At 59.3% G+C, this 19346-nt stretch carries 18 protein-coding genes; 6 read left to right on the top strand and 12 right to left on the bottom strand.

Features of this window, described 5'->3' with window-relative positions:
• Positions 1 to 47: 47 nt before the first annotated feature.
• The 3 genes from AC1DF8_RS19560 to AC1DF8_RS19570 form a co-directional block, all read right to left on the bottom strand.
• The gene (locus AC1DF8_RS19560; protein WP_112544230.1) at positions 48 to 272 is read right to left on the bottom strand and encodes an aa3-type cytochrome c oxidase subunit IV; all 225 of its coding nucleotides are present in this window, start codon (positions 270 to 272) and stop codon (positions 48 to 50) included.
• Positions 273 to 434: 162 nt separating this feature from the next.
• A complete protein-coding gene (locus tag AC1DF8_RS19565) occupies positions 435 to 1187 on the bottom strand; it encodes an N-acyl amino acid synthase FeeM domain-containing protein (RefSeq protein ID WP_112544232.1) in 753 nt (250 codons plus the stop codon).
• A 141-nt stretch (positions 1188 to 1328) separates the two neighbouring features.
• The gene (locus tag AC1DF8_RS19570) at positions 1329 to 3632 is read right to left on the bottom strand and encodes an EAL domain-containing protein (protein ID WP_183890168.1); all 2304 of its coding nucleotides are present in this window, start codon (positions 3630 to 3632) and stop codon (positions 1329 to 1331) included.
• Positions 3633 to 3949: 317 nt separating this feature from the next.
• On the opposite strand from AC1DF8_RS19570, the gene AC1DF8_RS19575 reads away from it, so the two are divergent.
• Both AC1DF8_RS19575 and AC1DF8_RS19580 read left to right on the top strand, forming a co-directional pair.
• Complete coding sequence (locus AC1DF8_RS19575) at positions 3950 to 4489, top strand: TRAP transporter small permease subunit (protein ID WP_113211914.1); 540 nt, start codon at positions 3950 to 3952, stop codon at positions 4487 to 4489.
• 21 nt (positions 4490 to 4510) lie between these two features.
• Positions 4511 to 6001 (top strand): TRAP transporter large permease, encoded by a 1491-nt coding sequence (locus AC1DF8_RS19580; protein WP_478154495.1) that lies wholly within the window; start codon positions 4511 to 4513, stop codon positions 5999 to 6001.
• Between the two features lie 67 nt (positions 6002 to 6068).
• Here AC1DF8_RS19580 and AC1DF8_RS19585 read toward each other — a convergent pair whose 3' ends face one another.
• From AC1DF8_RS19585 to AC1DF8_RS19605, 5 genes are all read right to left on the bottom strand, one after another.
• On the bottom strand, positions 6069 to 7175 hold the full coding sequence (locus AC1DF8_RS19585; protein WP_478154496.1) for a TRAP transporter substrate-binding protein: 1107 nt from the start codon (positions 7173 to 7175) through the stop codon (positions 6069 to 6071).
• 228 nt (positions 7176 to 7403) lie between these two features.
• Entirely contained in the window at positions 7404 to 8183 is a 780-nt protein-coding gene (locus tag AC1DF8_RS19590) for a VWA domain-containing protein (protein WP_478154497.1), read from the bottom strand.
• Complete coding sequence (locus AC1DF8_RS19595; RefSeq protein ID WP_478154498.1) at positions 8180 to 9217, bottom strand: hypothetical protein; 1038 nt, start codon at positions 9215 to 9217, stop codon at positions 8180 to 8182. The genes AC1DF8_RS19590 and AC1DF8_RS19595 overlap by 4 nt, the downstream gene beginning before the upstream one ends.
• 12 nt (positions 9218 to 9229) lie before the next feature.
• Positions 9230 to 9937 (bottom strand): TerD family protein, encoded by a 708-nt coding sequence (locus tag AC1DF8_RS19600; RefSeq protein WP_007817429.1) that lies wholly within the window; start codon positions 9935 to 9937, stop codon positions 9230 to 9232.
• Positions 9938 to 9960: 23 nt separating this feature from the next.
• Positions 9961 to 11127 carry a toxic anion resistance protein gene (locus tag AC1DF8_RS19605; protein ID WP_478154499.1) on the bottom strand — a complete coding sequence of 389 codons (1167 nt, stop codon included), beginning with the start codon at positions 11125 to 11127 and terminating at the stop codon, positions 9961 to 9963.
• 333 nt (positions 11128 to 11460) lie between these two features.
• Here AC1DF8_RS19605 and AC1DF8_RS19610 point away from each other — a divergent pair, with 333 nt between their 5' ends.
• Entirely contained in the window at positions 11461 to 12240 is a 780-nt protein-coding gene (locus AC1DF8_RS19610) for a gamma-glutamyl-gamma-aminobutyrate hydrolase family protein (RefSeq protein ID WP_112544245.1), read from the top strand.
• A 54-nt stretch (positions 12241 to 12294) separates the two neighbouring features.
• Here the strand turns inward: AC1DF8_RS19610 and AC1DF8_RS19615 are convergent, their stop codons facing one another.
• The 4 genes from AC1DF8_RS19615 to AC1DF8_RS19630 all read right to left on the bottom strand — a co-directional run bounded on the left by AC1DF8_RS19615 (position 12295) and on the right by AC1DF8_RS19630 (position 16221).
• Positions 12295 to 13326, bottom strand: a complete 1032-nt coding sequence (locus AC1DF8_RS19615) for an aldo/keto reductase (protein WP_478154500.1) — start codon at positions 13324 to 13326, stop codon at positions 12295 to 12297.
• 262 nt (positions 13327 to 13588) lie between these two features.
• Positions 13589 to 14545, bottom strand: a complete 957-nt coding sequence (locus AC1DF8_RS19620) for a 2-hydroxyacid dehydrogenase (protein WP_478154501.1) — start codon at positions 14543 to 14545, stop codon at positions 13589 to 13591.
• Between the two features lie 24 nt (positions 14546 to 14569).
• Positions 14570 to 15592 carry a LacI family DNA-binding transcriptional regulator gene (locus tag AC1DF8_RS19625; protein WP_112544249.1) on the bottom strand — a complete coding sequence of 341 codons (1023 nt, stop codon included), beginning with the start codon at positions 15590 to 15592 and terminating at the stop codon, positions 14570 to 14572.
• Between the two features lie 119 nt (positions 15593 to 15711).
• Positions 15712 to 16221 (bottom strand): MarR family transcriptional regulator, encoded by a 510-nt coding sequence (locus tag AC1DF8_RS19630; RefSeq protein ID WP_183890182.1) that lies wholly within the window; start codon positions 16219 to 16221, stop codon positions 15712 to 15714.
• An 83-nt stretch (positions 16222 to 16304) separates the two neighbouring features.
• Between AC1DF8_RS19630 and AC1DF8_RS19635 the strand changes: the two genes are divergently transcribed.
• The 3 genes from AC1DF8_RS19635 to AC1DF8_RS19645 all read left to right on the top strand — a co-directional run bounded on the left by AC1DF8_RS19635 (position 16305) and on the right by AC1DF8_RS19645 (position 19322).
• Positions 16305 to 17096 (top strand): creatininase family protein, encoded by a 792-nt coding sequence (locus tag AC1DF8_RS19635; protein ID WP_113205782.1) that lies wholly within the window; start codon positions 16305 to 16307, stop codon positions 17094 to 17096.
• 142 nt (positions 17097 to 17238) lie between these two features.
• A complete protein-coding gene (locus AC1DF8_RS19640) occupies positions 17239 to 18330 on the top strand; it encodes a CobW family GTP-binding protein (protein ID WP_113205860.1) in 1092 nt (363 codons plus the stop codon).
• Positions 18330 to 19322: a WD40 repeat domain-containing protein gene (locus AC1DF8_RS19645; protein ID WP_478154502.1), complete on the top strand. Its 993-nt coding sequence runs from the start codon at positions 18330 to 18332 to the stop codon at positions 19320 to 19322. The genes AC1DF8_RS19640 and AC1DF8_RS19645 overlap by 1 nt, the downstream gene beginning before the upstream one ends.
• Positions 19323 to 19346: the final 24 nt, after the last annotated feature.

A 19346-nucleotide genomic window follows, 5' to 3' on the forward strand; every position in this document is an offset into this window, starting at 1 on the left:
ATCTACATCACAAAATTCGGAAGACCGGGCCTTCCCACGGGCCGCGTTTAGCGGAGCAGGAAGATGCCGGCGACGAGGATGATGAGGAAGACGAGGATGCCGCCGAGGAAACCGGCACCGCCGAAGAAACCGGCAGTCATGGCAAGCATCAGGGCGATCAGAAACATCGTGCCGTATTTCGTGCCGGCAATGAACATGTCGTACGTCTTTTCATGTTCCTTGTAGTCCATCGGCGCGCCGGTCTCGACCGGTCCGGTATGATGTTCGGCCATGAATATCGTCTCCCTGAAATGCCTTAGCGCTGCCTGATTCCCCCGCGTCAGCGAGGCAAATCCCTCTCCGCAGGGATTACACAATGACGGGCGAAAGCGCAATGCATGAGAATGCCGCAGGAACGCCTTCGCTGGGGGCGGAAAAGGCGCTCCCTCGGGGAATCAAAGCGGCAGGTCAGTTCCAAGCTGGCCTTCTGGTACGAAGCGCGCGGTCGGGACGATAGTGAGCGAAGGCAGCGTGTTTTCCGGGCCGCGCGCGAACATCATCCGCTGCTCGCTGGCGCTGGAAATGAAGAACGGATAACGCGTGAGAAGCTTGCGGCCGACCTCGATGACATTGGTCGCCATCAGCGTCATATCGATCCCGTAATTCTTGGCCCTCTGGCCCGGCACGACGGTGTCGGCGTAAAAGACACGCTTGTAGAAGGCCGCATGCGGAGGACGAACGAACTGCAGCACCCGGTGCGCACGGAAATGCGCCGCGGCGACAATGCTCGGTCGCAGCGTCAGGTATGGGATCCAGGTCAGATCGGCCGTCAGCTCCGGATCAGCAGCAAAACGCGCCGGATCGATCAGGCTGAGACCGGCATCCAGCAACGCGTCGATCGCTTCTGGAAAGGCGCCGGCCGACTGACTGACGCGATGCTCAGGCGTCACATGGTGGATGCGGATCGTACTGACCAGCTCGCCGTAATAATAGAGCCCGAAAACATAGGCATGGCTGTCGAAATCGGTGTCGTCGAGCAGTCCCTTCGGTGCCAGGGCAAGCGTGTCGTGCGCCTTGTAGGCCTTGTAACGCAGCCTCTCGACATCCTCCATGTCCTCGGTGCTTTCGACGCGGCGATATTCGACATTATCAAGAATTTCGAGAACCTTCTTCGAAAAGTCACTCGTACTCAAAGGGACAGACGCCATGATGGACCCCGTTGTTAACGGGTCATTAATCATACCTCGCTCGATAAAGCGCAAGATTTGAAGAAAATTTTGGACGTATTTGAATTATTAAGGTTAACGGCCGCGACTATGCCCCCGGTCACACCGACAGGTAGCGGCGGATCAGGCGACCTTGGTGCGGCGACGCGGTGCCGTGCGGCGGTTGAGAGCCTGGGAGAGGATGCCGATTTCCTTCGAGGGGACCGGCGGGGAGAAGACGTAACCCTGAATGAGATCCGTGCTGCGGTGCTTGTTGAGAAGCGCCAGCTGCTCCGGCGTTTCGACACCCTCGACAACGATCTTGAGACCGAGCTCGCGGGCAAGGTGGACCGTGCCGCGCAACAGTTTCAGGCGACGCGTATCTTCGACGATGTTACGCACGAAGGAGCGATCGATCTTGACGATGTCGAGCGGCAGCGTGTCGAGATAGCTGAGGCTGGAGAAGCCGGTACCGAAATCGTCGATGGCGATGGTGATGTCGCGGCTGCGCAGTTCAGCGAGGATCGCGCGCACCACCGCCGGCTCGTCGATCAGGCTGCTTTCGGTAATTTCCAGATGCAGGCGTGATGCCTCCAGACCGGAATGCGCCAACGCGTCCGAAACAACCGACAGGATGTCCGCGTCGCGCAGGTCGCGTGCTGAAAGATTGACCGAAACGGAAATATGATCCGGCCAGCTCATGCATTCTTCGCAGGCCTTGAAGAGCACGAAGCGTGTAATCTGCGAGATGATGCCCATCTCTTCGGCGAGGCGGATGAAGACGTCGGGCGGAATGGAGCCCTTTTCCGGATGTACCCAGCGAGCGAGTGCTTCAGCGCATTCGATGCGCAGGCCATCAGCCCTGAACATCGGCTGGAAGACGAGGTGTAGCGAATTTGCGGCCACCGCGTCGCGCAGATCCGCCTTGAGCTTCTGCTGCTCGATATAGCGGCCATCCATTTCGCGCTCGAAACCGGTAATGCCGCCCTTGAAGCGTGACTTGCTTTCGAACAGCGCAAGGTCGGCTTTGACGCTCCATTCGTCCATGGCGAAGGCGTCGCTCTCGAGGACGGCGTACCCGGCACTGAGCGAGACGAGGAAGGTTACTTCGTCAACTTCATATTGCCCCTGGATCGTCGCATGCAGCTTGCGGATGTCGGCGTCCAGTATCTGTCGGTCACGCGCGTGGGGGAAGAAGAGGATGAACTGGTCGCCCATCAGGCGGCCGACGATGGCGCTGCCGGCCATCTCCTTGACGCGCATGGAGATGGCGCAAAGCAGATGGTCGCCGGTTACGTGACCCCGCATGTCGTTGACATGCTTGAACTCGTCGATATCGAGGATCATGAAGCCGACAGGACCGCGTTTCTTCGAATGTCTCGCGAGATAGTCCTGCACAAGATGACCGAAATGCTCGCGGTTCGGCAGGCCGGTCAGTGCGTCGAAGCGCACCATGTGCAGGATCTTCTGCTCGGCCTTCACACGGCTCGAAACGTCTTCGAAGATCAATACCGCGCCACCATCTGCGCGTCGGCTTGCCGAGAATTCGAGCGACAGTCCCTCCGGAAAATGGATTAGCGTACGCGAAAGGCTGCCTTCGGCCACCTGTGTCAGTTGCCGCAGGATAAGCTCCGGCTGCGAAGCGTCCATGAAGCTGTACCGCGCGCCATAGCGCAACACAGCGCCGAGATCGCGATCCTTCAGTCGGTCGGGTGCGCCAATTTTCAACAGTTCGCAGGCCTTGCGATTGATGACCTGGATCCGGTTCTCTTCATCGACCATGACGAGGCCGTGCGGCATATTATTCAGCGCCGTATCAAAGCGCTCGGCGATCGAGGCGATCTCGCGGCGTGCGATCACGTTCTCATAGAGGAACTCGCGCACGCCGGTGGCCATGGCCCGCGTCGTCAGCCAGAACGGAATGAGGAAGACCGAAAGGATGCCGCGGTAGAAATCGAGCGTCATCACGCTGCAGATGATCATCGGCAGGCAGCAGGAGAAGGTCTGCAGGTCGACCGCCATGCGTGAGCCATAGTTGCGGCCGACGACCGAAACCATCGTCGCCATGGTCACTGCAATGCAGGCGAGCTCGGCAAAGGAATCACGCGTGAAAAAGATGGCATACCCGCTGCCGATGCCGAGAAGCGTGGTGATGCCGGCTGCGCCGACCACGAGAATCTTCTCCCAGCGCTCGATCTCGGCAAAAGAGAGCTTCTCCTTGTCCACCTTGTCGAAGAGGCGGAAAATCGCCATGCGGGCGCAGAATACCACGATGACGGCAACAGCCAGGAATATATAGACGGGAGACTCGGTCTTGGCGGCGACAGCCAGGAAAGTGGCGGAGTGTACGATGACGCCAGCCAGAAGCGTCATGCGATTCCCGGACAGGGAATTCACAAACGACAGATACACATCCTTAGGGACCCTATTCGGGTTATGTGGCTTCATCCATACTTTCCCTGTGCGCGGGAAATGTAAACCGAACCCTTTAAAAATTGATTTCAAACGGCTCAAACATTTGGTCAATTTTTCTAAAACCATAGGATGAACTACTCATCCATGGCGCGATATTGCAGCTTTACGGCGAGGATTTTGAAAAATATATCCAAGCCTGAGTTGCCGGAATTTTCATCGGCATCACCGGCGCTGGCCGCATAAGACTATACTCCAAGGCGGGCCATTTATCCTTCCAATTTCAAAAACCCTAGTTTACACCGATTGAAGGGGAGAACTGCCGAAAACGGCAAGACAATAAGGGGAGGCGAATGTCGGTATTCCTGGCCGTCAGCCGGCTGATCGACTCGATCAGTGAATTCTTTGGAAAACTATCAGAATACATGGTGCTTCTCTGCTGCCTGATCAGCGCCGGCAATGCGATTGTACGCTATGCATTCAACTATAGCTCGAACGGTTGGCTCGAGATCCAGTGGTATCTCTTCGCCTTCGTCGTGGTGCTCGGTGCCTCGCATGCGCTGCGCAATAACGAGCATGTCCGCGTCGATTTGATCTATGGGTCGGTTTCCGAAAGAGGGAAGATCTGGATCGACATCGTTGGTCTCATCCTCTTCCTCATTCCCGTCTGCATCTTCCTCACCTGGGTCTCGTGGCCCTTCTTTGCGCTTTCCTACCGGCAGGGCGAAATATCGGGCAACGCTGGCGGACTGATCCGCTGGCCCGTCAAGCTCGTCCTTGTCGCCGGTTTCGCGCTGCTCTCCCTTCAGGGCGTTTCGGAGCTGATCAAGCGGATCGCAGCCGTTACCGGCCATATCAGCATCGATACGAAATACGAAAAGCCGCTGCAGTAACGCGCGCCTGGAGGAACAGATTTGTTTGATTTCGGCATCATTCCGCCGGCCATGTTCCTGGGCATGGTCATTTTCATGCTCTACGGCTTTCCGGTCGCCTTTTCTCTGGCCGCCGTCGGCCTGTTTTTCGGCATCATCGGCATCGTTACCGGCCATTTCGACGAGGCCCTGCTGCAGGCCCTGCCGCTGCGCTTCTTCGGCATCGTCTCCAACGATCTCTTGCTTGCCATTCCCTTTTTCACCCTCATGGGCGCGGTGCTGGAGCGTTGTGGGCTGGCCGAAGATCTGCTCGAAGGTACCGGCAAGCTCTTCGGTGGTGTCCCCGGTGGCCTGGCCTATGCTGTCATCCTTGTCGGCGCCGTGCTTGGCGCTATCACCGGCACGGTTGCCGCCTCGGTCATCACCATGGGCGTGATTTCGCTGCCGATCATGCTGCGCTACGGCTACAATCCGCGCCTTGCCACCGGCGTCATCGCCGCCTCCGGCACGATCACCCAGGTGATCCCGCCCTCGCTGGTCCTTGTCGTTCTCGCCGACCAGCTCGGCAAATCGGTTGGCGACATGTATCGCGGCGCGATCGGCCCCTCGATCCTGCAGGTGGCGATCTTCGTCCTCTTCATTCTCGTGCTGTCGATCGTTCGACCGAAATCGATGCCGCCGCTGCCAAAGGAGGTGCGTGGCGATTTCAACTGGGCGCTGCTCATGAAGGTGCTAATGGGCATGGTGCCCTCGATCGTGCTGATCTTCCTGGTTCTCGGCACGATCTTCATGGGCCTTGCGACGCCAACGGAGGCCGGCGCGCTCGGCGTCGTCGGCGCCATGGCGCTCGCGGCCATGAACCGGCGCCTCACCTGGCCGCTGATCCGCGAGGCGATGACATCGACCACGCACATCACCTCCATGGTGGTGATGATCCTGATCGGCTCCACCTGTTTCAGCCTGGTCTTCCAAGGCATGGATGGTTCGCGCTGGATCGAGCACATGCTATCGGGCATCCCAGGCGGCCCGGTCGGCTTCCTGATCTTTGTCAACATCTTCATCTTCGTGCTCGCCTTCTTCCTCGATTTCTTCGAGATCGCCTTCATCGTCATCCCGATGCTCGCCCCCGTCGCCTCCAATCTCGGCATCGACCTGATCTGGTTCGGCGTGCTGATCTGCGTCAACATGCAGACGAGCTTCATGCACCCGCCTTTCGGCTTCGCGCTCTTCTATCTGCGTTCGATCGCCGGTCGCGAGGTCAAGACCTCGGATATCTACATGGGCGCGCTCCCTTGGGTCGGCATGCAGCTGATCCTGGTAGCGATCGTGATCTTCTGGCCGCAATCGGTGACCTACTGGCTGGACCACGGCCCGAAGGTCGACCCGAACTCGATCAAGATTGAAGTCCCGGCCTTCGGCGGTCAGCTCGGCCTGCCGCCATTGGGAGCACCAGGCGGCGGCGGTTCCCCGCAGATTCCGGGTCTGACCTTGCCGGCCTTGCCGAGCGCGCCGCCGCCTCCCCCCGCACAATAAGGAAAACAAAAGCCCCGGATCTTCATCCGGGGCTATCTTTTTGATATCGCTGATAAAAGAAAATCTCTTAGATTTTACCGGCCCGTTGCTGGATCATCATGAACGTATCGAACGTGTATTCCGAGAGCTGCATCCAGAGATAGGCATCCCGCTTGAAAGCAGTCTGGTCATCGTAGATCTTTTTGAAATATTGGTTCGTACCTGAGATTTCACTGTAGATGCCCATCGCGGCCTGAAAGCAGGCTTCCATGATCTCCTGGCTGAACGGCCGCAGCGTTGCGCCTTCCGCAACGAGCTGCTTCAGCGCGCTCGGGTTCTTCGTGTCGTATTTTGCCAGCATGTTGGTGTTGGCGAAAGCGCAGGCGTCGTTGAGCGCTGCCTGATAGTGCTTCGGCAGGCTGCTCCATTTATCGAGATTGAAGAAGGCATGCACCGTCGGACCGCCTTCCCACCAGCCCGGATAGTAGTAGTACTTCGCCACCTTGTGGAAGCCGAGCTTCAGGTCATCATAGGGGCCGACGAATTCGGCCGCATCGATCGTTCCCTTTTCCAGCGCCGGATAGATGTCGCCGCCGGCGATCTGCTGCGGGATGACGCCGACCTTCTCCATGACGCGACCGGCGAGACCGGCAATGCGCATCTTGACGCCCTTGAGATCGTCGAGCGTATTGATTTCCTTGCGGAACCAGCCGCCCATCTGCGCACCGGTATTGCCGGCCGGCAGGGCATACATTCCCTGTGTGGCATAGAATTCATTCATCAGCGTGTTGCCGTTGCCCTGGTAAAACCAGGCATTGGTCAGGCGGCTGTTCAGTCCGAACGGAATGGCCGTTCCGATGGCGTAGGTCGGGTCCTTGCCGACGAAATAATAGGAGGTGGTGTGGGCTGCCTCGACAGTACCGGCCGCCACCGCATCGACGGCCTGCAGGCCGGGGACGATTTCGCCGGCTGCGAAAGGCTGGATCGTGAAATTACCGTCAGTGGCAGCGGATACATGCTTGGCAATATCTTCGGCGCCGCCATAGATCGTGTCCAGGCTCTTCGGAAACGACGAGGTCATACGCCAGGCGATCTTCGGGTTTTCCTGCGCAATTGCAGGTGCTGCCAAAGCAGTCGCGGCAACGGCGCCGGCGCTGGCTGTTCCCGCCTTCTTCATAAATGAACGACGATCCATCAAAAACCTCCCGTATAGATGGCACTGCGTGGTCAATCCTCACCCTACCCGCAGTAATGGCAAAGCTAAGCATGGCGGAAGAAGCGTTTCAAGCTTTAGTCTATTAGTCTTTGGGATCACGACGCTTCTGTGGCGCAAGCCACACATCCATCAGAATCAGCAGCTTAGCTGCTTCGTGCCGGGCCGCTTGCGCGATGAAGCGACCGGGCTTGCCTTCAGGGCAAACGATCAATGATGATCGTCATCCTCGTCGTCATGCTCATGTTTCAGCCAGGTGCAGAGTTCGGCCGGAAGCAGTTTTTCGTAGGCATCATCGCTGCCGACAAATTTTCCGAGATCCCGGACGCTGACGAAGCCGACATTCGGGAAATGCTCGGCGGCGTTGCGCAGGAATTCGAACTTCTCATCGCCGATACCGACCATCACGTAGTAGATCTGCGATTCAGCCCGCTCGGCCTTCTGCAGCAATTCCCAGGCAGCGTCCCGGTCGGCATTTTCCCCGTCCGTCAGGAAATAGTTGATTGCCGGCGTGCCTGATCGCGTTTCTTCACCGAAGGCATCACGTTGCATGCCGAAGATCATGCCCAGCAGGCCGCCTGCCCATTCTTCTTCCATCAGACCATAGGTCATCAGATTCGACCGGATGACTGGACCGTAGTCCGTGCCGCCCCACAGGATAGTCTCCAGTTCTTTGTTGGCGACGATCTCACGCTGAACGTAACCGTCGTAATTCTTGGCCGTGGCTGGCGTCAGAGATGCCATGTTCTGCCTGTTGGAAAACACCCAGGTATCGATACGCCCGTCATCGTCGAAATACAGAGCAACGGGAAGGATGCGCTCCAGCGCGGCCTGCACAGCGCCGGATTTGAAAAGCTCGCTCATGGAGCCAGAGACGTCGATGTTGATGCCGACCTGCGCCGGTATACGCTCGTGAATGCCCTGCTTCTGTAAAACGAAACCGACACGGCGAACCTCTTCCTCCGGTTTCTGCAATTTGAATGTCGTCACGGCCTGTTCCTCTCCAGTTTGAATTTTCCAAGTATCCGGGTGTGAAGATTGCGAAGCGGCGTGCTTGTGCTTGCCAGTTCCGCCGATTGAGCCGTCAGCGCCGCGGAGTAGGCCGCATGCCAGGCCGGCAGGTCTTCCTGCAGCACTCCCTCGGCTGCGCGGGCGAGCGCTTCGATTTCCTGCGAGACAGCTGCAACGGTCCAGATGCTCATCTCGACGGTCGCTTTCGTCGCTGAAAGGCTTGATGTCCGCGTTTCCAGTGCTTCAGACTGCGAGGCATAATGAGCCTGCCGCTCGCGCTCGGGCAGTTGAAGGCTGCCGATGTGATGGACGAGGAATCGACCGGCAAGAATATGCGCAGCAAGATTGTTCGCGAGCGTCTTATAGGCCTTGCCGACAGCGCGCACCTGATTGGCAACGGCAACGATGTCGGGCGCAAGCGCATCGAGCTCCGCCACCGATTTTCGCACCTCCGGATAGAGGCGCGAAAAGAGGCCTGCCGGGTCACGGGGCGCAGCAAGAGCTTTGACAGTGTCGAGAAAACCGCCACGGACCGCAAATACCCTGTCGGGATCGAGTTCCGTCAGGCGCTGCAGCAGGTCAGCGGAGAGCTGCCGTCCCCGCGCCAAGACGTCACTGCTGACGATCTTGAGTTCGCCGTCCGCCAGCCTCCCATGCTCGGTCTGCAGAAAAGCACCGAAACGAACCACGTCATCGAAATAATGATCGTCGAGATTGATGCTGTCGACGATCCGCAATGCCGCTTTCGCAGCCGCCTCCGTTACGCTCACATCCATGTCCTGAAGCTCAGCCACGCTGCAGGAGATGCGGCGCCTGATCTCTCCCGCGGCAAGAACCCGAGGGCGGTCGCCCTTGGGTGTCGGGGCTCGGGGCGCACCGAACAGCACTTTCGGCTGCCGGCTCCCGCCCTTCTGATCGGCAACAGGCTCGGGCGCGGCGCTTTCCGGAAAAAGCACCCTGGGTGATCCGCCCGGCTTTTTCTCCGGCGGTTCATCTGCCTTGCCGCTGGTCAAGCGGGCCTCCGCTCAGCCGAGATAGGCCTGGATGACGTCGCCGAGACCCGCGTTCGATCCCGCGCCGACGGCATAGAATTTCCAGGATCCATCCGCCTGCTTCAGGAAGGATGCGACCTGGATCGTCGTCTTGCCGGCAAATTCCGCCGTCAGCTGATAGCGGCAAAGTTCGTCGTCCATCGCATCACAGACTTCGATATAGGCGTTCTTGACCTTGCCGAAATCCTGCTTCTTGCGCGCCGCGTCATGAATTGTTGCCCAGACGGCGAGTTCGGAGATTTCGCGCGGCAACTTCGCCAGCACGATCTTGAACTCCTCGCGAAAACCTTCGTCGTGATGGCCGCCGCCATGATGGTCTTCGTCACCATCATCGTCATCAGGCTCCGGCTTCGTGAGAGCGCCGCGTCCGGTGCGGTCGTCGCGCTCATGCCACATCGAGCCGTCATCCGTCTGGAAGGATCCATCGGCATTCTTGGAAAGCGAACCCTCGGGATTGCTGGAGCTGCGCACGAAGGCGTAACACAGCGCATGCGACCCATCATTATAGAGCCGTGCCCGGTTGGAATCGCCGCCGGGATGAACCAGCGCGAAACAATGCACGTCGAGATCAAAGGCCGGGCCGGAACCTTCCGGCGGATCCCAGACCAGTCCGGAATGAACGAGCTGGATCTCCTTCTGGATTTGGAACGACTGACCCTTGTTGAGATTGAAGGTTGCCATGCGCTTGTCTTTCTCCTGAGATCTCAGATCGGGCGGGCAGTCACGATCTGGCGTGCTTGTTCAAGCTTGGTGCGGGCAGCGGCATAGCGCTCCTTGTTGCGTTCGCCTTCGGCGACGACCTTGTCGGCGATTGCTCGAAGTCGCTGCGCGGTCCCGAGCACGAGATCGGCATCGGCAAGCCGGGTTTCACCGGCCGCCTTGACGGCATTGACCGAAACATCTTCGAGCACTTGCGAGCCGTATTGCTGCAACGAAGCGCGCAATTCGCGCCGCATGGCATTGATCTGCTGAATCGACTGCATCTGGAAAAGCGCGTGCAGCCTGATGAGGATCGACTTGATATCGTTGAACTCGGCATTGGCGGAAGTGACAGTATCCGCAAGCGTCGCCAGGGCCGCACCCCGCGCAATACCGATCGAGTCGAGATCCGTCGGCGCCTTGGCATAAGCCGTTTCGAGAACGAGCACACGGTTCTGGAAGATATCGAGCTTCTGCGAGAAGTCGCGGGCTTCCTGAACCTTCAGCGGATCCCCGGAGACGGCCTCCTGCTTCAGCCGTTCGAGCTCCCGCAGTGCGTCTGCGAGGATATGTCGGCCCGCCTCGACAAAAACGCCGAGTGACACGATGGTATCGCGATAGCCTTCTGCCAGCGTGCTCATGCGCGACACTTCGAGGATAAGCTTGCCGCTCTCCTCGTCGATCTGTGCTTCCATCGGCTTGATGAGATCGCCGAGCGACTTGGCCTTGCTCTGCAGCATGCCGCGCACTTCGTCCGTCACCGTCTTCAGCCGTTTGGCAGGATCACCGAGGCCGATCGCCATCAGCAGGCGTTCGAAGAAGCCGCCCTTCAACTTCTCCCGGATGCTTGCTTCGAGCTCCTTCAGATCCGCATCTTTCACACCTTCCCTGATCGTTCGGAAGAGTTCGAAAAGCACTGGCGACTGGGCGTTGGTAATCTGCGAGAGGATCGTATCAAGCTTGGCGCCGAAGCTGCCGATCGCCTCCTGGCCGAAAGTGATCAGCGTATGGGGCTCTGCAGTTGCCAACCGATAACGTTCTGCCAGATCACTGACATCGCCTGCCTTTTCCGGCGGAAGAACGACCGTGACGATAGCGGGCGGGCCACCCGCCGCGACCGAGGGCATCAGGTCAGTTTTCGTCTCGAGTGCCGTCGTCTTCGGTTCCGACATGGCGTCAGTCCTCTTAGTCCCCTTGCCGATACGACCCAAGAGGTCGCGCGAAAGTTACGAACACAGGTTGCATAAATCGGCTGGAATGTAATTCAAGGGATGACACTCGGCAACACGATCTCTCAGAATATCGGATGCGTTTGCAGACATTCCAAAAATCGTCGCACCTGAAACTTGAAGAAACCAGAAAACTTTATATTCAATTACTTAGCCAGATCCGAACAAGCGCTGGACATTCCCGCCGCCGCAATTTGGCCACCGCCTGCATCAAAACGTTGACTTGCTGGCCATTCTGGCCGCAGAAACGTCCATTATAATTTCTCCGGGGCGAAAATGACGAAACCGATCGTTGCGATTCCTGCCGATATCCGCAGTCTAGATGGCGCGACGTGGCATGCCGCCCAGCATCAGTATCTGCGCGCAGCGCTGAATGCTGCCGGTGTGATGGCCTTCATCATCCCGGCCTTCGAGGAAGGTTATGATACGGACGCAATTCTGGATCGTGTCGACGGCGTACTGGTTTCCGGCTCGGCCAGCAATGTGCATCCCTCGCTCTACGGCATCGAAGCCACCGAGGCCGATGGCCCCTTTGACCCGGCCCGTGACGCAACGAGCCTGCCGCTGATCCGCCGCGCAATCGACCGCGCCATCCCGCTTCTGGCGATCTGCCGCGGCATTCAGGAGCTTAATGTTGCGCTGGGTGGCTCGCTCGCCAGCGAAATTCAGGAACAGCCCGGCATATGGGATCATCGCAAGCCCGATGTGACCGACCGCGACGGCATGTATGCGATCCGCCAGAGTGTCTTCGTCAAGGAGGGTTCATGCATCGCTGGCATCATTGGCGCCGGCGAAATCCGCGTGAACTCATTGCATCGCCAGGCTATTGCCAAGACCGCGCCCCGACTGCAGGTCGAAGCCACGGCAGAGGACGGGACCATAGAAGCAGTCTCCGTCATCGACGCCAAGGCTTTCGCCGTCGGTGTGCAATGGCACCCGGAATACTGGGCCGAAACCGACAAACCGTCCAACAGGATCTTCACGGCATTCGGCGACGCTGTCAGAGATTATGGGGCCGGCAAGCTGCCGTCACGGCCGGCGCAGGCAATCGCCTGAAGCGAAAAGGCCGCCGGATCTTTCCGACGGCCTTTCTTCTTCCAGTCTATAGGCTCAGCGACCGCCTTCGATCTTGCGGTGACGCTGGTTGGTACCATTGACGCCATAGGGATATTGCCCCGGCGTCGGCGCACTGACCTCATTGAGCCTAGTCGTCTCTTCAGCCGAAAGCACCAATTCCGCAGCGCCGAGATTGTCGGCGAGCTGTTCTGATGTGCGGGCGCCGAGAATGACCGAGGTCACGGCCGGACGCGCCGCGACCCACGAAAGCGCAACCTGTGCCATGCTGACACCCCGGGTCTTGGCGATCTCCTCGACGGCCACGATAATATCCCAGGTCCGTTCCTGGGCATTGCGGGCCGCATAGGCCTCGCCGCCGCGATTGGGATTTTCGCCGAGGCGCGTCGCACCCGTTGGCATCTCGTCGCGCCGGTACTTGCCGGTCAGCCAACCACCACCAAGCGGCGACCAGGGCAAAAGGCCCATGCCGGCATCCTGGCAAGCATCGACGATCTCGAGTTCGATGTCGCGCATCAGCAGGTTATATTGCGGCTGCAGGGTCACCGGGCGCGTGTAACCCTGTGCCTTGGCGATTTCAGAAGCCTTGGCAATGTGCCAGCCAACGTAGTTGGAGAAACCGTAATAGCCGATCTTGCCGGCACGGACGGCATCGTCGAGGAAGCGAAGGGTTTCCTCGATTGGTGTCAGCGCATCCCACGCATGCATCTGGTAGAGATCGATGTGCTCGACACCGAGACGGCGCAGCGAGTCGTTCAGCGCCTGATTGAGGTGGCGACGTGAAAGGCCGATATCGTTCGGCCCGTCGCCCATCGGGAAGCGGCCCTTGGTGGCGATAACAGCCTGCCGTGCCTGTGTGGGGCGGGCCTTGAGCCAGCGGCCGATGATCTCCTCCGATGCACCCGCGCTGTAGACGTCTGCCGTGTCGATGAAATTGCCGCCCCAGGCGAAGTAATCGTCGAGTATCTTGAAGGAAGCTGCCTCATCGGACTCCTTCCCGAACGTCATGGTACCCAGGCAATATGCGGTGACGATGGCCCCGCTGGGACCGAGCTTGCGATAATCCATTTCTGCCTCCTTCAGAAGTGCCGGCTGCCGACGACAAAATGCGCCGGGCGGAGCAGACGCTCCCCGATCAAATCGCTATGTGTGTGCTTGAGACGGCGAGATGCCGCCGATGATAATCGCGGTCGCTGGGAATGACGCGGCCGGGGCTAACCATAGCCAATCCTTCCCCGCTGACCAAGTAGGAAACTGGAAAAAGACCAAGGGCAAAATAGGAATAAGCGAAAACACTCCCTTCGCCTTCACGAAAGGAGTGCGTAGAGGCCTATTGTTTGACCGGCGTTTCGGCGACCGGCGTCACCGGCTTGCCCTGCTCGAACCAGGAAATAAGGTTTTCCGCCACCAGATCCGCCATGGCATTGCGCGTTGGGATGGATGCCGAGCCGACATGTGGCACCAGCACCGTGTTCGGCGCAGAAAGCAGACCGGCCGGCACATTCGGCTCGTCATAGAAGACGTCAAGACCGGCGCCACCGATCGTCCCTGCATTCAGCGCCGCGATCAGATCATCCTCATTCACCGTCCAGCCGCGGCCGACATTGACGACGATGCCGTCGGGTCCAAGCGCGGAAAGGATGTCGGCATTGACCGTCTTATGCGTCTGCGGTGTCTTCGGCACGATCGCGACCAGCGTATCGACAGCTTCCGCGAGCCCCTTCAGCGTCGGGTGATAATTATAGGGCGCATCGGCATGACGCGAGCGCGTGTGGTAGCTGATCTTTACCTTGAAGGGTTCCAGCCGCTTTGCGATCTCAAGGCCGATGCGACCCAGACCATAGAGCCCGACATGCCGGCCTTTCAACGAATAGCGCGTCAGCGGATAGGCAGAGCCCGGCTTCCAGTTGCCGTCCCGCAACCAGGCTTCAGCCTTCGGCAGTTCGCGTATGGTGTTGAGCAGAAGCGCAATTGCCGTATCTGCCACCTCATCATTGAGCACGTCAGGCGTATTGGTGACGATGATGCCCTTCGAACCTGCAAGCTTCGCATCGATACCGTCATACCCCACGCCGAAGCTGGCGACGATCTCAACGTTCGGCAGTTGCTCGAACCATACAGCCGGGAAGGCGCCACTGAGTGCCACGCCGCGGATGCGTTGCGCCGTCTCGGCATCAAGTTTCAGCGTCTCGTCACGCTCGACGCTGATCACCTCGAAGCGATCCTTCAGCTGGGCGAGAACGCGATCATGTATCTTCCCGGGAACGAGAACGGCAATACGGGACATGGCTTTTCCTCTTGGCTTCGGCGGTCAGGAACGCGGCCGATAAGGGCTGGTGGACTGGCGGATACGCATTTCCGGCTTGATGAGATGGATGCCGTCAGGTTCATGGCTGCCGGCAAGTCGATCAAGTAGGGCGCGAGCCGCAAGACGTCCAACCTCTGTCTGGCCGTTCCAGACAGTGGTCAGTGCAGGTGTCGCGATCGAGGCCTCTTCCAGATCGTCATACCCGGTGACCGAAATATCGCTGCCGGGCACGAGACCGGCGCGGGCGATACCGTTCATCAGTCCGATCGCGACCAGATCGTTCCAGCAGACCGCGGCTGTCGGCTTTTGCGGCAGGGACAGGAAATGCACCGCGGCCTCGAAACCGCCCTGCTTCGAGCGCGGGCCGGGAATGCGCAGGTTCGGGTCTACCTCGATACCGGCCTTGCGCAGCGCATTGACGTAGCCTTGGTAGCGGTCACGCCCGGTCGAGGTCTGGTCCGTGCCGCCGATCATGGCGATCGTTCGGTGGCCAAGACCGATCAAGTGGTTGGTGGCAAGCGAGATGCCGTAGCTGTCGTCGCCGCGGTAAGTCGGCACATCCTGGCTGTCCATCGAACGCGCGACCAGGATCGCCGGCATGCCGTTCTCTTCTGCGAGTTGGATGTCCTCAGGGGGCGTGCCGATAGCCGGCGACATGATGACCCCGTCACCACCGAGCTGCAACAGGGTTTCGATGAAGGTGCGCTGCTTCTCAACGGAATCGTAGTGATTGGAGAGAATGAAAGTGTGGCGGCTGCGGTCGAGTTCRCTTTCGATCGCCTTCAGGATTTCCCCATAGAACGGGTTCATGATGTCGTGGACGACAACGCCGATAATGCCGGAGCGCGACGTACGCAGGCTCGCGGCACGGCGATTGTAAATGTAACCGAGCGCACGCGCCTGTTCCTTGATCTTCTCCCGCGTATTGCCGGCTACAAGGGGACTGTCACGTAAGGCCAGGGAAACGGTCGCTGTTGAAATGCCGAGCGTTTCGGCGATCGTCGAAAGCTTGATCTTCTGCGCCACGTCTCCTCCTCCAGGCAACGCGTGAAGCCGATAAGAGACTGCCGCGGTGCAGCGACAGCCTTAAAAAGTTTAATTAAAAGATTTAAGCGGCGCAGGCAATTCGCCTTTTGAGGAAATTTTCAATCTTCCTCATCTTCGTCGACATGTACGGCTTCCGCCTGCAGATTGGCATCGATCGCCTTCAGCAGTCGCACCAGATTGCGGATCTCCTTTTCGGAGAAATCGAGCGTCGCAAGCTTGTCGCAGGAGGAGGCGGCGAGCTCGATCGCCTGCACGCTGCCGCGGCCGAGTTCGGTGAGATAGACCTTCGTGAGCCGGGCATCCTCGGCATCGGGCTTGCGCTCGAGGAAGCCTTGGGCCTCCATGCGGCCGATGGTGCGCGTCATGGTCGGTGCCTTCACGCCAAGCTTCTGGGCAAGCCCGCCGGCGGTCATCCCGTCGCTTTCCGCAAGGGAAAGGATCACGCCGTCTTGACCGGCATAGAGACCGCTTTCGAGCAGGTTGCGCGACAGAACCGTGCGCATGGAGCGGGCAGCCTGCGTCAAGGCCGGCGAAAGATCGACGATCGTGTATTCGGTCTGATCCTTCTTTTTCTTGTGCTTCTTGCCGTCCTTATGCTTCTTGCCCATTGCCATCCCTTTGATCTTTAAGCACTGCCCAGGCTGCGCTATGACATTGCCCATCATCTCGTCATAAACAAGAGGCAACGCCCGTGTTGGTTCCGTCGTTCCGTTTCGAGGACAATGATCCGGCGCTAGCTCCTGAGGCCCGCCACCACTGGATCGCGGTCCTGCCGCTCGGCGCCCATGAACAGCACGGCCCGCATCTGCCCTTCGAAACCGACACACTGATCGCGCAGGGTATCGTCAACCGGCTGAAAACCGCCCTGCCGGCCGGCCTGCCTGTTACCGTACTCCCTGTCGAATCGGTCGGCTACTCCTTAGAGCACATGGATGTTGAAGGAACGAAGACGCTCGCTTTCGATACAGCCGTCAAACGCTGGCTAAAGATCGCGGATGAGCTTTCAACGATCGGAATCCAGAAGTTCGTGATGCTGAACGCCCATGGCGGCAACTCGCCACTGATGACCATCGTGGCTACGGAAGCGCGGGTGCGCTTCAACATGCTCGCGGTCGCGACCAGCTGGACCCGCTTCGGCGTCCCTGACGATGTGATTTCTCCCGGCGAAAAGGCAATCGACATCCACGGCGGCGATGTTGAAACATCGGTCATGCTGGCTCTCTATCCCGATAAAGTGGACATGGACAAGGCGGCGGTCTTCCCATCCCGTCAAACGGAGTTTACCGAACGCTTCAAACATCTGCGTGCCTACGGCCCGCATGCCTTCGGCTGGAAAATGTCCGATCTCAATCCGCAGGGCGTGACCGGCAATGCCGCAAAGGCGACCGCAGCCAAGGGCGAGGCTCTGATTGCCCATGCCGTCAGCGGGCTCGTGGAACTGCTGCAGGATGTCGATGCCTTCGACGCGCAGACGCTGCGCTGACCGTCCTACTTTCCCATCGGGCAATGTGATCTTATAACATACAAAACCCTTTGAACTGCCGCTTCCAAGCGCCTATATGAAACCGACCAATTCCGGCCCCGACGTTGCCCTCGGGGTCAAGGCCCTATTCCTAGAGGTTCTCATGACCGACGCGATCCAGACACAGCAGAAGCCCATTCCCGTTACCGTGCTCACCGGCTATCTCGGCGCGGGCAAGACGACGCTGCTCAACCGCATCCTTTCCGAAAATCACGGGAAGAAATATGCGGTCATCGTCAACGAGTTCGGCGAGATCGGCATCGACAACGACCTGATCGTCGAATCCGACGAAGAAATCTACGAAATGAACAATGGCTGTGTGTGCTGCACGGTCCGCGGCGACCTGATCCGTGTCGTCGAAGGCCTGATGCGCCGTCCCGGCCGCTTTGACGGCATCATCGTCGAAACCACTGGTCTTGCCGACCCGGTACCGGTTGCCCAGACCTTCTTCATGGATGACGATGTCCGCGCCAAAACCGAGCTCGACGCCGTTGTTGCCCTTGTCGATGCCAAGCATCTGCCGCTGCGCCTGAAGGACAGCCGTGAAGCCGAAGACCAGATCGCCTTCGCCGACGTCGTCATCATCAACAAGACCGATCTCGTGACGCCGGAGGAACTGGCGCTGATCGAGGATATCGTGCGCGCAATCAACCCCGCCGCCCGCGTCTACAAGACGAGCCGCTCCGGCGTCGATCTCGCCCGCGTCCTGGACCAGGGCGCCTTCAACCTCGAGCGCGCACTGGAAAACGATCCGCATTTCCTCGAGCACGGTCATGACGATCATGTCTGCGGCCCGGATTGCGATCACCATCACCATGATCATGACCATCATCATCACGATCATGACCATGACCATGACCACCATCACCATGGCCAGATGTCGGCCATCCACGACGTGACGGTGCAGTCCGTTTCGCTGCGCGGCGGCGAGATGAACCCCGAGCGTTTCTTCCCCTGGATCCAGAAGATCACCCAGACGCAGGGTCCGAACATCCTTCGTCTCAAGGGCATCATCGCTTTCAAGGACGACGCCGAGCGTTATGTCGTCCAGGGCGTACACATGATCATCGAAGGCGACCATCAGCGTCCCTGGAAGGATGGTGAAAAGCACGAGACCCGTCTCGTCTTCATTGGCCGCGATCTCGATCGCGCAAAGCTCGAAGAATCCTTCAAGGCCTGCGAGGCTGCCGCCTGATGCCAACAGTTGCACCGCTTGATCTCGACGGCCACGTTCTGGCCGTCGAATTTTTAGGTGATGTCCCTTTCTTTGCGAATGCCAGCGGTACCTTTCACCGGCTCGAAGGCAGCGACAAGGTCATCGAAGCCCATCAGGGCATGCTGACGGCGATCCGCGATCCCTACAGCGAAAGCCTGATTTCGGGCGGCGAGGACGGCAAGGTGCTGCGCATCGATGCCGGCGGCAATGTCAGCGAGATCGCGTCGGCGCCGCGCAAATGGATTTCGCAGGTCGCGGCTGGCCCGCAAGGTGCGGTGGCCTATTCCTACGGCAAGAGTACGCTCGTACGTCTCGTCGACGGCATGACCAAGGAATTCCCCGAAGAGCGCACAGTCGAAGGCATCGCCTTCGCGCCGAAGGGCATGCGCATTGCAGCCACCCGCTATAACGGCGTCTCGCTGCACTGGGTGGGCACAAACGCCAAACCTGTCGATCTCGAATGGAAGGGCGCCCATACCGGCGTAACCTTCTCGCCAGACGGCAACTTCCTCGTCACGTCCATGCAGGAAAATGCGCTGCACGGCTGGAAGCTCGACGTCAAATCCGGCACCGAAGCCCGTCATATGCGCATGACAGGCTATCCGGCCAAGGTGAAGTCGCTGTCCTGGTCCGCCAAGGGCAAGTGGCTAGCCTCCTCCGGAGCGCCGGCCGCCATCGTCTGGCCTTTCCAGGGCAAGGACGGCCCCATGGGCAAGGCGCCGCTGGAGCTCGGCACCCGGGCCAACATCATGGCGACCTCGGTGAAATTCCATCCGGCCGAGGATATCCTCGCCATCGGTTTCATCGACGGCATGATCCTCGCCGTCCGTCTCGCTGACAGCAAGGAAGCACTGCTGCGTCGCCCCGGCAAGGGCGCCATCACCGGCATGAGCTGGAGCAAGAACGGCAAGTTGCTTGCCTTCGCCTCCGAAGCCGGTGATTGCGGCGTGGTGGATATCGCGGCGGACTGATTGCCGTGGTGGTCGAAATCGCGG

This window comes from Rhizobium sp. 05N49 (assembly GCF_056396805.1).

Coding starts and splice junctions, on each gene's coding strand:
- AC1DF8_RS19620 (WP_478154501.1), bottom strand. CDS start 14,545: ATGTCCCGTATTGCCGTTCTCGTTCCCGGGAAGATACATGATCGCGTT.
- AC1DF8_RS19615 (WP_478154500.1), bottom strand. CDS start 13,326: ATGGATTATCGCAAGCTCGGTCCCAGCGGGGCCATCGTCACCGCATAT.
- AC1DF8_RS19640 (WP_113205860.1), top strand. CDS start 17,239: ATGACCGACGCGATCCAGACACAGCAGAAGCCCATTCCCGTTACCGTG.
- AC1DF8_RS19610 (WP_112544245.1), top strand. CDS start 11,461: ATGACGAAACCGATCGTTGCGATTCCTGCCGATATCCGCAGTCTAGAT.
- AC1DF8_RS19630 (WP_183890182.1), bottom strand. CDS start 16,221: ATGGGCAAGAAGCATAAGGACGGCAAGAAGCACAAGAAAAAGAAGGAT.
- AC1DF8_RS19565 (WP_112544232.1), bottom strand. CDS start 1,187: ATGGCGTCTGTCCCTTTGAGTACGAGTGACTTTTCGAAGAAGGTTCTC.
- AC1DF8_RS19645 (WP_478154502.1), top strand. CDS start 18,330: ATGCCAACAGTTGCACCGCTTGATCTCGACGGCCACGTTCTGGCCGTC.
- AC1DF8_RS19600 (WP_007817429.1), bottom strand. CDS start 9,937: ATGGCAACCTTCAATCTCAACAAGGGTCAGTCGTTCCAAATCCAGAAG.
- AC1DF8_RS19560 (WP_112544230.1), bottom strand. CDS start 272: ATGGCCGAACATCATACCGGACCGGTCGAGACCGGCGCGCCGATGGAC.
- AC1DF8_RS19585 (WP_478154496.1), bottom strand. CDS start 7,175: ATGGATCGTCGTTCATTTATGAAGAAGGCGGGAACAGCCAGCGCCGGC.
- AC1DF8_RS19575 (WP_113211914.1), top strand. CDS start 3,950: ATGTCGGTATTCCTGGCCGTCAGCCGGCTGATCGACTCGATCAGTGAA.
- AC1DF8_RS19570 (WP_183890168.1), bottom strand. CDS start 3,632: ATGAAGCCACATAACCCGAATAGGGTCCCTAAGGATGTGTATCTGTCG.
- AC1DF8_RS19605 (WP_478154499.1), bottom strand. CDS start 11,127: ATGTCGGAACCGAAGACGACGGCACTCGAGACGAAAACTGACCTGATG.